The sequence below is a fragment of the Tropicimonas omnivorans genome (genome assembly GCF_031846565.1).
GTDB lineage: Bacteria > Pseudomonadota > Alphaproteobacteria > Rhodobacterales > Rhodobacteraceae > Tropicimonas_B > Tropicimonas_B omnivorans.
In genome coordinates this window covers 95,114-106,969 of record NZ_JAVRHL010000005.1, presented here as the reverse complement: position 1 = coordinate 106,969, position 11,856 = coordinate 95,114, and the positions used below count along the sequence as shown (strand labels likewise).

The following is an 11,856-nucleotide window of genomic DNA, read 5'->3' as shown; positions in this document are numbered from 1 at the left end:
GGTGAAGAACGTCGGACGTAGCCCTGGTTCTTGTCAGAGCGGACTGAACTTCATCCCGTCGGTTCTGGCCGGGATAAAACAATGTCCAATTCGAGCCCCCGCAACCAAACGTTCCTTCGAAATATCAAACACTTAGGCCGCCCTCAGGGCGGCTTCTGCGTGTCGCGTCGTGCTGCAAGCCTGTCCCGAACACTCCCCAAAGATTCCAAACGCTTACGATCAGCCCCAATTCTTCCGTGCAACACGGATGCGACACGGGGCCGGGCGATGTTCGCGGGGCGTTCGCGCTGCCAGCTCGTACCATCTTCGCCAGTAGTCGCCTTTGTGGATTGACCGCTGGCCGTAGATTCTCGATCCTTCCGATATGCTTCCATTCTCGACCGAGTTCCCTGTTATCCCCAGCGACAACCGGGCTGCCTTCGTGGCGGAAGTGGTCGCTTGGATCCGTGGCATGCGGCACCAGACGGTTCTTTCGAAAGACTCTGAGGCAGAACTCGACGGTGCCAATGTGCACGTTCGCTCGAATACCGGCGAGGAACTTCGCATGCGGGAGTTGCGGACCGGTGATGGCTGCACTGCGATCGGAATTCGACATGATCTTCCGGATGATCTTGGGCGTTCTTGGCGAACGGAATGTGTACTGAAACGCAGTGCAGCGGATGGTGGACAGGATCTCGTCCGCCTTAGGACCCAGTGCATTGCTACGACGCCTGGAGCTCGGCTCGATACTCCTCGAAAACCATATCTCATCAAGGCGCTACTGAAGAGCGGATGGGGCGGCACGGACCAAGGGATCGGTGTCAGCGATCAGCCGGTCTGGCTTGAGGGCACCGACGCAGGAATCGCGACTGCCAAGTCGGTGACTTTGGGCGAGGCGGCGAAATGGCTACCGACTGTCTACGTTTCGGCTACCGGGAACGGTTCTTGGCTGCTCGGCCGGCAGGACATTGAGAAGCTGGCCTACGACCTCGGCGGAATCGCCCATGTCGTTGTCGAGCCGGATCGAGCTTTCTCGTTTGACCTTCGCGATGCGACTGAGGCCCGGAACGCCTACGGTGGCACGGTTGGCTTATCAGTCCCCGGACAAGGAATCGCCAGGCGATATTACGTCGGCTGGCAGATCCAAAACGGGGACGAACTGGCTACGGCGGTCAGATCGGCGGCATCAGCCCTGCGAAGTCAGATGCCGGCATTCGGTTGGGACTGGACCGAGCTGCAGGAGCAAGCTCTCCGCGCCCAGCGTGAGCGCGACAGGAACAGGCTGACGGCGGCCGAGAACGAAAAGCTGTACCTCGACGAGATCGAGAACCTCCAGGACCGAATTCGCCAACTTGAGCAGCAACTAAGCGCTGGCCCGGCTGCGAGCCTTGGAACGGATGAGGCCGAGTTCTCATCCGACAATCTCGTTCAGCGGATTGGGCCGGAGGTTTACTCGGGAGAGATTTCCGACAGACTACGGTTTGCAGCGAAAACGACCTTGTTTGCTGCTGAACAGATTGGGCTGGATGTAAGGACCAAGGTTATTCTGCAACGCGTTGTCGACCGTCTGCCCGGGTCCCCCGCGCTTGCTGAACTTTCCCAAGATCTCGCCAGGGCAACCACAGACCCGAAGCGCGTCGCCAGTGAACTGACGGCCCTTCTTGCCCGGCATGGGTATTCGGAGAAGTCGGACAACAAGCACATCCGACTTGAGGCCAACAAGGGCTACGACGGCCTCGATTCAATCACGCTTCCGAAGACTCCGAGCGAGAACAGGGGCCTCAAGAATCTTCGGAAGCAGATCGAACGCACTCTCGGCATCACCAAGCTTGGTGATTGAGCGGCCCTTACGCCGCCTCCGTCGCGATGCCATCCAGCCGCACAGCGACGCTGGTGACGCCGTTCCCGGCGGCTTCGACCGCCACGCCGATGGGGAAGCGCCCGGCCGCTGGGGTGTTCACTTCCTTCGCCGTGTTGTCCCACGCCACGCGGGCACCGACCGTCAGCACCGCCGCGCTGGCTTTCGGCAGCTGGAACACGCCGGTGGTGGAGAGTTCGACCGGGTCGCCCTCGGCCGAGGAATAGGCAGCGATGCCGAAGATGCTGCCGACGATCAGCGGGTCGCCGGAGGCGATGCCGCCAGCGGGCGTGGTGACGCGGACTATGTGGCCGTTCTGGAGGTAGTTCTTCATATCAGAGCCCTTTCGAGGATTGGATGCGGACGACCGAGATGCGGTCGGTCGCCCCTGCGATCTGCCGGTTGAGGTCCGCGAGCGCGGCGGCCATCTCGCCATCGCTCGCATAGGTGATGCGCTTACCGTCGTATTCGACGGTGCGGACGCCCTGGTAGCGCGCGGCCATCAGAGCGTCCCGCCAGGCGGTGAGCTGGACGAGGTCGGCCATGCTCACGCCCCGGCGTTCATGAACCAGCCCCGATGGTCGATGAAGCCCGCCCCGAAATCGAGGATCACCCGGATCTCGACCCCATCCACGTCCCAGCCCGAGCGGCTTACGACCTGCGGGCCCTCGGCGCCCGAGAGGTAGGCGAACTCGAGCCCGTCGATCTCGCCGGGATCGGCGGTGACATACCAGCGCGTGGCCGAGGACAGGCGCGGTTCCACTACCAGCGAGAGCGACCCCAAGAACGGGTTCACGTCGACCGCCGTGGCGGGCGCGATGCTCGCCGGCCACTTTTCGGCCGTAGTCTCCCGCGCGCGCGGGACCAGCAGGTTGCGCGGCGTCGCGCGGATCGTCCGATCCTCGATGCCCTTCTGGGTGCGCAGCGCCAGCGCCAGCCGGGCCGCCGAGAGCGTCGCGTCGGAGATCACAGCACCCGGGCCCGCCTTTTTGCCGTGATCGGCGTGAAACAGCGTCTTGCCGTCCGACAGCGTTTGGCCGTTGTCGCTGCCCGCCTCGAGAAGGGTCACGAGGATCCGCGCTTCGGTCTCGGCCGCGGCCTGACCCATGCGCCGGGCGAGGTCGGAGAAGGCGCCGAGGTCGTCGTTCACCAGCACCTGCCCGGTGATGCCGATCTTTCGCGCCCAGGTCTCGACCTTGTAGGCCTCGCGCGCCTCGGCCATCGTCCCGGCCTTGATCTCGCCGTGCTCGTTGAGCTTCTCCAGCAGCGGCGCCTCGCCCAGCATGATCTTGTTCATCGCGCGGAAGTCCCGCGCCGTGGTCTGGCGGCCGAGGCGGCGGATGCCCGAGGGCGCGGCCTGGTAGGCGTCGCGTAGCACCCGGCCCACCGTGTCCCCGAGGATGATCGGAAAGTCGGAGGTGGTGTGCAGCGCGCGGGTCACTAGGCTCGCGGGCGACAGCGCCATTGTGGAGTCGCCGCCTAGCGTCAGCAGCTCCTTCGCCATGTCTACGGGCGGCGCCGGAACTCGATGAGCCCCGCGCGGATCAAGGAATAGGTGACGCCCTCCAGGTCGCCCGAGACCAGCTACTAGGGCAGGCCCAGCCCCGCGGCGACGGCACGCAGGTGGTTCTTCACGAAGGGCGCGTAGGCGTCGTGCTCGGTCGGGTTCGAGAAGCGGATGTCGGTGCCGGGCGGCAGCGGGATCAGGCTGCCGGGCTCCATGCCGACGGTCAGCGCGCCGCCGGTATTGGTGCCCGAGAGCCCGCCCGCCGTGCCGTCGGGATCGGTGATGAAGCCGGTGAACAGCGCCGCGACCTTGGCCTTAGCGAGCGCGGCGTCCTCGAACTGGTCGAGCTCGTGCAGCCGCAGCAGCACCGGCGCGAGTCAGGTGATGCCGCGCAGCTGGCCCGCGGCGAGCGGCTTGAACAGGTGCAGACAATCGGCGACGGGGACGCGGAGCGGGTCCATGCGGAAAGACCCCAGCGGATCGCCCGGGCGGGAGGACAAGACCCGGAAGGCGACCCGGCGACCGGCGGCATTGAACTCGATGCCCGCGCGGATCCGCGCCCCGCCGCCGATCTCGCGGTGCAGGTCCATGGGAACCTGCTCGCGATCCAGAAGCTCGATGTGGAGGGGAATGCCGGCGGCGTCGCTGGCGACGCGCAGCCGGGCGAAGCTCTCGCCACTCTCGACCATCGCGCGCACGGCCATGGCCTGCAGCCCGTAGAAATCCGCCAGCCCGTCCGGGGCGGCGTGATCCGTCCAGCGCAGCCAGAGCGCCTGCTGCCGTTCGCGCACCGCCCGGTCGGGATGGGCGGACTGCGGCTTGATCCCGGCGCCGACGACATTGCCGACCAGGCTGTCCACCGCCGTCGCGACCCAGGGGTTGTTCCGCGCATACCACCCGGCCCGCCGCGCCGCCGTGGTCGCGCCCGCAAGGATCGCCGCGTTCAGCCCATCGACCGTCCGCGCCCCCTCCCAACGCCACCCGCCACCCGCAGCGTCGAAGCCGCGAGCGCGCGTGGCCGAAAAGGCGATGGAGAAAGGTCCGCATGGACGACAGAATCGCCCGAAACGAACCCTCAAGCTATTGGGAATGTTTGGGAATAGCCATCGTGACGATTGTCGGCGCTGATGGCGGAGAAACCATCACCCCCGGTCGAGGAGTTTCCGTAGCTTGGTGAAAGTAAACTGCCCATCGCTCTTCAGCTTGTTCTTGAGGAAGGGATCCTCAAGCTCTTGCCAAGCGGCGTGGGCGGCGGTGGCGAGCCACACGAGCGCTTCGTCGTTGTCCGCGGGCTTTGGCGTCCCGATAGCATCAAGCTCGCTCTCGTGCCGCTCGAAATACCCTGCGGTGCGAGGGTCCGGTTTGGTCTGCCAGCCAAGTTCGGTCGCTGCCCGTCGGCTTTTCGCAAAGTTTCCGTCCGCCACGCCACCGACAAGAAACTCGAATGCGACTCCGAGACCCGCGCACGAGACCTTAGCATTCTCGACTGTCACTTCGGGCGGCAAGCTCTCGGAGAGGGAGTATGCTGCCAGCCAAGCGTTCGCAATGTAACCTTGGCGCGTTCCCAGATTGCCGGCGCAGGTGCCCCCTTCGTAGAAATACCCGCGGATGTTCTGGCGCAAATCGACCGTGCCTTTCAGAGTCGGCAGTCGCTTCTTGAGCAAGTCACATGCTTCATCCGGATATCGAGCGAAGCGCAGTGCGCGGGCAAAATCGACGACCGTGCTCGACCATTCGGGCATCGCCTCCACGGCGGCTTCCGCTGCAGCGATCCCGATTTCGCCGCGCAGGTCCTCAACCAACGCTTCCGGAAGCTGCCGCTTGAGGCGTGCGCCGGCATGGACCATAGACCCGAAGCTCTCACCGACCCTTTCCTTTCGTGAGAGCTCTACTGTGGCGGTTACAAGGTTGCGCCAGGTCTTTGAGAGATCAGTACCGAATTTCGACGCTCCCGCCTCTACGACAGACTGTGCTACGCGCTTGTGTCGGGTAAGTACGTGGCCGCGGCTTTCGGCAGCGCCGAGTTCACGACCCAAGCGCGAGATGACTGCCGACGAAACACTGTGTGCGTTCAGGTCGCAGAGCAACGCAAGCAACCTTCGGTCAAGTCCCGGCATCCCGACCGCGTGGCAGTTCGCGGTGTAGAGCAGCGCGTCGTAGAGCGTGCCGCTGCCGCCCTCGACCGGCTGGTGCCGCAGAGGATCCATCAGCAGGACGAGATGATCGACGAGTGCCTTCGACGAGAAGCGCGTGTCCAGCAAGCCGCCGAAAAACGATCCGTCGCCTCCACGGACATCCTGGGCCTTCGTGGCCGCGACGAGGCGCGCGATGCGTTCTTCCCGTGACTTGGAGGACATCAGGCCCCGCAGGCCAGCATCGCCCTGTTCTGCCCATGCATCGACAACCAGAGCGGCATCCGGTTCCTCGACCCCGCCCAAGACGATGTCGTCCAGTCGATGAAGCCGGGTCGACCAGGCATGGCGGTCACAATTGACCGAAGCCCAGTCCGTATCTCTCGCTGCGAGCAGGAGGAAGACATTCTGCCGCCCGGTCTCGTGCAGCTTGACCGCGGCGCCCCAGAGATCGTCGACGAGTCCCTCTGCGTCGTCTGCAACGAGAAGCCAGTTCCGGTCCGGGTCCAGTGACGCCACGACGTCCGGGTTCAGGCCGGCGTCGACGGACGACCGATGCAGCACCGTGCAGTCGCCGCCGTCCAACGCATCCACTGCCGCCTGTAGGAGTGCCGTTGACTTGCCCTCGCCGCCCGCCGCCCGGATCAACTGCATTCGGCTGGCTCCCACCGAGGGCGAGGCTATGCGGTCGAGCAGCTTCTGGGCATGGCTTAAACGCGGGATGAGCGGGCTCGTAGCGTGTCGCCAAGTCGGAACGGCGCCGTCGAAATAGCGCACCGCCTCATCGCCCGAGAGCGGGGTTTGCGCGGCGAGAAACTCTGTGGTGACGAGGTTCCACCCGGCATGCGGTGACTGATCGATCGCGGCGCGTTCATTCGGGGTCAGCCCGAGATAGCCGATCAGGTCGTCGAAGAAGGTATGGCAGTTGATCCCGCAGAAGAAGGAAATTCGGCCCTGCTGGATGCCCGATTTGAACTTCTCGAAAAGCGCCTCGTTCTCGTCGCGGATGACGGCCGGCGTGTCGCCGTAGAAGCACCACGTGACCGTGCCCTTGAAGGTGTCCGAGGCGAGGCAGTTCGCGATCGCCGTGGTGAAGATGTCATCCCATCCGCTGTAGGCCATGACGACGAGGTGAGTGTTGTTGAGTCGGTGCTCCAAGGAGTTCCGGAGGTGCGGACGGGTTGCGATCAGCTGCTGAGGGCGATGGAGGGTGGGCGAGCCGCGCCAGTAGCCATGCAGATGAAATACGTTGATCTCGTCCTGTGTCGTCTGAACCGGCGCATTGATCGAGCCATCGAGCGGAATCCCGGTAGGCCGTGGGCGGAAGCCGCGCTCTCTGAGGGCCAAAGCGATCAGCGGGTCGAAGTTCGTGGTGAAGATCGGGCCCGCAAATCGCTCGGGGCTCAGCTTCATGAGTTGTGCAAGACCGCGCTGCGCCCGCGAGATGTGCCAGTCATCCGGCAGACCATCGAAGTCTGTGGCCGGATCAAGGGCGGGTGCCGTTGGTGTCCGGGCGCGTAGGACGGCTGTCCGCACAACGTCGGCTGCAGCGTCCGCGTCCAGCTGGTCATAAACGAACGCCATGGCGGTCTGGTAGCGTTCCGGTCCACCGGCGCTCGCCAACGCCTTGTCCAGCGCATCGAGGAACTGAGGCCCACTTCTAGACACGCGGTCTCTGATGACGTCGATGAAGCCATCGACGTTCGGCACGCCTTGTCCCTGATCCCAGGAAAACGGTGCACCGACGAGAAAGCTGGCCGGCTTTCCGTCCGTCCGGCTCAGCTTCAACTTCAGCGCTTCAAGGCTTCCATGCCGCGCCGCCAGGCGAGGTCGATGTCAGGCACCGTCGCCAAAGCTCCCGAGCGGCAGGTCGGCCAGGTGCTCCAGATGCTCGCGCATCATCCGGTCGAGGGCGGCGAAGGTGGCGTGCGGATCGGTGCCGAGTTCGGCCGCCAGCAGGGGCGCCGTGCGCTGGACCCATGCCATGTGCGCGGCACGTTCGGCACGCGCGCGCGAACACGGTCCTGGTGGCGGCGGCGGTTTCGACCAGCTGGCCCTGTTCGCGCTCCAACGCCAGCCGGGCGCGCTGGACCTTGACGATCTCATGCAGCCGCTTGGCTTCGGCCAGGGTCGTCGCCGCGCGGGTCGAGTTGACGGCGCCGCCCTTGTTGCGCCGGGCGGGGTCGAGGTTGTCCTCGATCCAGGCCAGCCCCTCGGCCACGTCGATCCGCCTGTCGCGCGCACCGGCAGCCCCTCGGCCACCAGCTGCGAGATGCGCCCCTTGGTCAGGCCGACGCGGGCGGCGAAGGCGGTCTTGGTCTCGTGGTTGTCAAGTTTAGGCATGACCGGCCCTCACGCTGGCGACGCAATGCGCTGCGCGTCCCCACATACGGATCGGCCCGGGAGGAACCGCCGCTTTCCAGATCCTTCCGCCTTGACGCCGCCTCGGGCGGGCGGGCTCGGCCCCTCGAGTGACGCACGGGTGACGCAGGAATGACGGGGTTTCGTACGCAAGCCCTTGAAAGTGTTGATTTGACGCACCTCCCCCGGCATCCTTTTGGACGTTTGAGCCCAGTGCGTCGTCTCAACACTCTCAATGGGTTAGGGGCCAAATCGTCCGTTTGGTGCGTCACCATTGCGTCACCGTCAGCCCGACGAAGAACCGCCCGGAGCTGGTGCGCTTGTGTTGTATCCCGGCCACGCGGGCCTGCACGCGCTGGACGAAGCCGTTGATGGCGGGCAACTTCTCGGGCTTGTAGCCTTCGGCCAGCGCCCAGTTCTGGAAGCGCAGGTGGGCGTCGCGCGTAGCGATGATCGGACCGCCGTTCACGATCGGCACGACCTTCACGCAGGCATCCACCCACGCGGCGACGGGATCCTCGCTCAGCACCCATTCGAGGAGTTCCTCGTGGCAACTCTGCGGGATCGCGTAGTTGCGCTGGCGGATCAGCCGCGACGCGCCCTCCACCGCCCATGCCAGCAGTAGGTCCGGTTCCTCGGCGGCGATGCGCTTGCCGATGTCCTCGACGCGCTCCTCCAGCGGGATCGTCCGCGTGAAGGTGATCAGCAGCAGGCGCCGCTGCACGCCCCGGTCCACGCCGCCCTTGAAGCTCGGCAGCTGGTTCGCGGCGAAGAGGTTCTGCGCCACGGATCGGAACTCGACCGGCTCTTGTAGACGTCGCGCCCCTCGATGGGATCGCCGGTGACGACCGCCTTGAAGGTGTCGGACGCGGTGGCCTCGGCCGAGAGCTCGTCCGAGGCGTTGAGCAGCTTGCCGACGAGGTCAATGACATGCCCAACGCCCGCGCCCAGAACGCACTGCAACGAGTGGTCGCCGTCTTTCTGCGGCAATCCGACATTGAGTTCGACGAGGAGATCATGGCGCCGCTCGGGCGGGGCCTGCGCTACGGCATTGTCTTCCCCTACGGTTGCGAGCACGAGTTCGAGGCCGACCGTCTGGACCTATCCCTGATGAGCGAAGCCGTCTTCCAGCCTATTTACGACATTGCTGCTCGGCGCGGAACGGGCCGCCTGCCTGGGCACGAAGGGCGGGGAGCGGACATTCGCTGCGGGCGCGACGTGCGGCCAGAAAGGGCGGAGAGCATGCGGAGCGGTGGATGAAGTGCGTCTTTCCCGGAACGCACAGCGGACGCATCATTGCGCTCCGCATAGGTTATGACACCGGCCGACGGACCGTTCTGAAAGGCGGCAGGGATGCTAGCGCACCGCTTAAGTGCTTCACTCGGTTGTTTCGGATATGCGCTTGGGATTGCACCGGTGCCGACTAGCGGATGACGTCCGGCGCGGTGATGAGCGAAGAATGTGGACGTGGCCTTTCTTCCTCGCGCTAGCGTCTTAGAGAGTAGTGTGCGCCAACACCATCGGAGGGGTGGGAATGAAGAACGAAGCGACGGTCTCAGCATTGGACGTCTTTCTCAATGAAAACCATCGCGTGCCTCACGCGTTGCTTCTCAGCGGCCCATGGGGGGTGGGAAAGACGACGTTCCTTCGAAACCACTACTTTGGCGATCACCGGTCCACCCACTCTGCAGCGACGCGGCCAGGCGAAATTGGCCCGCGGCCTCCAATCTGGGTCAGCTTCTTCGGCCTAACCGATGTCGCCGCTCTCCAACGTCGCATTCGTGAAGAGATTAGCCCCGTCGGCTCCCGGCTCGCCTCGATCGCTGGGGTCGGCTTAGAGGCGACCGCTGGACTTCTTCAACTCGGGCGCACAGTAGACAAGGCAAAAGAACTCGTCGACGACCTGATGACTCCGGCCCTTCTGCAAGATCGTATCTTCGTTTTCGACGATCTCGAACGCGCGGAGGGCGCGCTTGCACCGCTTTTGGGGCTGGTGAACCAGATCGTGGAGATCCATGGCGGTCGCGTGATCCTCGTGGCCAACGAGAAGGAGCTGCTCGCCCGGAAAGATGCTGACTGGGCGCGCCGCAGTGAGAAACTGGTCGGTCGACGCATCACCGTTGCTCCCGATGTCGAAGGTGTCATGAAGGGCTTTCTAGCGGTGGGTCGTTCAGATCTGTTGCGTGAGCGTCTGGTCTGTGTCGCGGATCACGTGCGACTGGTGTTCGACCGATCCGACACGGGCAACCTTCGAAGCCTGAACTGGGCGCTTGATGGCGTCGAGGCTGTCATGAGCGTGACGCCGGACGCAGAAATAGCACCCGAAACCCTAAAGCATATTGCTGCCGGGATAGCCGCGCCCGCGATTGAAATGCGAACTGGCCGCCTAAGCGGTTTGGACCTGGAGAACTATCTCCATCTCAGCTTGAGCGCTACCATCAACCAGATGCAATCAGCTAAATCTGCGCCGGAGGATCGGCCTGCTGATCCGGATCTAGCTGCCGATCGGTGGACGCAATTCGATGAACGCTACAATGGGTTCTTGCTTGATCCGCCGGCCATTGACTACGGGATAGTCGCCGCGTTGGAACGTAGCGGTTACGCGGATTCGCAAGTGATCGCCGACGCCCTAAAAAGCCGGTTTGATGTTGGGCGAAAGGAGCCGGCTCCCGCGTGGCGTCGTCTATGGTTTGGGTTGGACCTTTCTGAGGCGGCATTCGAGCAAGCCGTTGTCGAGTTCACGAAAGATCTCGATGCGAGACGATATCTCATCGCAGGCGAGATCTTGCATTCCGCTGGAATTGCGACGCGCTTGGCGAGGTTCGGAGAAACCCGTCCCACGGCAGGAGAGCCCATCGAAGCGTTCTTCCGCGACTATCTCGATGCCCGTGGCCGAATGGGGGGGGCTGGACATGGTCCATATGCAGGATGGGGGCGGTATGGCCATCCACTCGATGATGCATACGCCGGCCTAACCTATCAGGAATACGACAGACCAGAGTTCCGGGCGGTTGCCGATCATATCGTAAGCCGCTTCCACGCCGACTGCCTTCGTCGTGCGAATGTCGAAGCCGAGAGCGTAATTGCTGCCGCCGAGCAGGGTGATTTCGCCCCGTGGATCCGCGCCGGAACGCGTGGAGCGAACGATCAACTAGACCGCCACCCGGGTTTTTCTTCCATCAATTCGGACCGGGTGGCTGATCTTATTGCAAACGGCGATGGAGGTCCACGTGCGCCAATAGGATGTCTACTTGCACGGTGGAAGATGGTCGGTAAGCGCCCCTCACTCGAAGGCGAGATTGAGTGGACCAGGGCGGTTGTCTCGGGAGTTCTGGAGAGGTTGCAAAAGTCAGGGACGGCTGGGGGGCGCCTACGTGCGGATGCTGTGAAACGGATGATTGCTTCCAATGATGAGTCCGAAACGCCTGAACGGCGGCTTTTGGGGGCGGGTAAGGCTGGTGAAGGGGCATAGGGTTTTCGAACTCATACCCTGCGGAACCGAACCTTCGGGCAAGACGCAGCAAACAATGGTTTGTCCCGCAGAGCCGACCTTGACGTGCAAGACCGTGCTGCACGAAGCCACCGATGGCCGCTTTGGAAAAGCTGCGCTGCAGCGGGGCCAGCTTGGCGAATATCCGGAATGGGCCGTTCGCGTCGGTGGGGACCCTCGACACGAAGGGCGGGGAGCGGACCTTCGCCGCGCCCTGAGCGAACGGCAGCAACTGCAGAAAGCAAACATAGTTGTCACATCCCGCATGATTGTAGTCCCGTTTCCTGTCTAGCTCGTATGCCGAAAGCTGCCGCTAAGACAGAATGTGGCGATCTGCTCTTCCGAGCCCATCCTATAAAGTCTCCGCGAAATGTCGAGCGTTCGACCTTTGGGAGGCAACCCAAAAGTCTCAAGATCAAAAGGAGCTTTTCCAGTGATTTCTGGCGCGAGAATTTTTAGTCGCTTCGGCGATAGAGAAAGGTGTGACAAAACAATTATCTAAGGCGTATGCGACCGAGCGCGGAGCAAT

At 63.7% G+C, this 11,856-nt stretch carries 9 protein-coding genes and 1 pseudogene; 3 read left to right on the top strand and 7 right to left on the bottom strand.

Features of this window, described 5'->3' with window-relative positions:
- The first annotated feature begins 364 nt into the window (after nt 1–364).
- On the top strand, nt 365–1,819 hold the full coding sequence (locus tag RM543_RS17660; RefSeq protein ID WP_311694088.1) for a hypothetical protein: 1,455 nt from the start codon (nt 365–367) through the stop codon (nt 1,817–1,819).
- A 7-nt stretch (nt 1,820–1,826) separates the two neighbouring features.
- Here RM543_RS17660 and RM543_RS17655 read toward each other — a convergent pair whose 3' ends face one another.
- From RM543_RS17655 to RM543_RS17625, 7 genes and pseudogenes are all read right to left on the bottom strand, one after another.
- Nucleotides 1,827–2,171: a DUF2190 family protein gene (locus RM543_RS17655; RefSeq protein WP_311694086.1), complete on the bottom strand. Its 345-nt coding sequence runs from the start codon at nt 2,169–2,171 to the stop codon at nt 1,827–1,829.
- Between the two features lies 1 nt (nt 2,172).
- Entirely contained in the window at nt 2,173–2,382 is a 210-nt protein-coding gene (locus RM543_RS17650) for a phage head-tail joining protein (RefSeq protein ID WP_311694092.1), read from the bottom strand.
- Nucleotides 2,383–2,384: 2 nt separating this feature from the next.
- The gene (locus RM543_RS17645) at nt 2,385–3,341 is read right to left on the bottom strand and encodes a phage major capsid protein (RefSeq protein WP_311694084.1); all 957 of its coding nucleotides are present in this window, start codon (nt 3,339–3,341) and stop codon (nt 2,385–2,387) included.
- 83 nt (nt 3,342–3,424) lie between these two features.
- A pseudogene (locus RM543_RS17640) lies at nt 3,425–4,423 on the bottom strand (phage portal protein).
- A gap of 63 nt (nt 4,424–4,486) precedes the next feature.
- The gene (locus tag RM543_RS17635) at nt 4,487–7,264 is read right to left on the bottom strand and encodes a P-loop NTPase (protein WP_311694082.1); all 2,778 of its coding nucleotides are present in this window, start codon (nt 7,262–7,264) and stop codon (nt 4,487–4,489) included.
- Nucleotides 7,265–7,312: 48 nt separating this feature from the next.
- A complete protein-coding gene (locus RM543_RS17630; RefSeq protein WP_311694080.1) occupies nt 7,313–7,462 on the bottom strand; it encodes a hypothetical protein in 150 nt (49 codons plus the stop codon).
- 643 nt (nt 7,463–8,105) lie between these two features.
- Nucleotides 8,106–8,624 carry a hypothetical protein gene (locus tag RM543_RS17625; RefSeq protein WP_311694078.1) on the bottom strand — a complete coding sequence of 173 codons (519 nt, stop codon included), beginning with the start codon at nt 8,622–8,624 and terminating at the stop codon, nt 8,106–8,108.
- A 143-nt stretch (nt 8,625–8,767) separates the two neighbouring features.
- Between RM543_RS17625 and RM543_RS17620 the strand changes: the two genes are divergently transcribed.
- Both RM543_RS17620 and RM543_RS17615 read left to right on the top strand, forming a co-directional pair.
- Nucleotides 8,768–9,097 (top strand): M48 family metalloprotease, encoded by a 330-nt coding sequence (locus RM543_RS17620; RefSeq protein ID WP_311694076.1) that lies wholly within the window; start codon nt 8,768–8,770, stop codon nt 9,095–9,097.
- A gap of 274 nt (nt 9,098–9,371) precedes the next feature.
- On the top strand, nt 9,372–11,309 hold the full coding sequence (locus RM543_RS17615; RefSeq protein ID WP_311694075.1) for a hypothetical protein: 1,938 nt from the start codon (nt 9,372–9,374) through the stop codon (nt 11,307–11,309).
- The last annotated feature ends 547 nt before the right edge of the window (nt 11,310–11,856 follow it).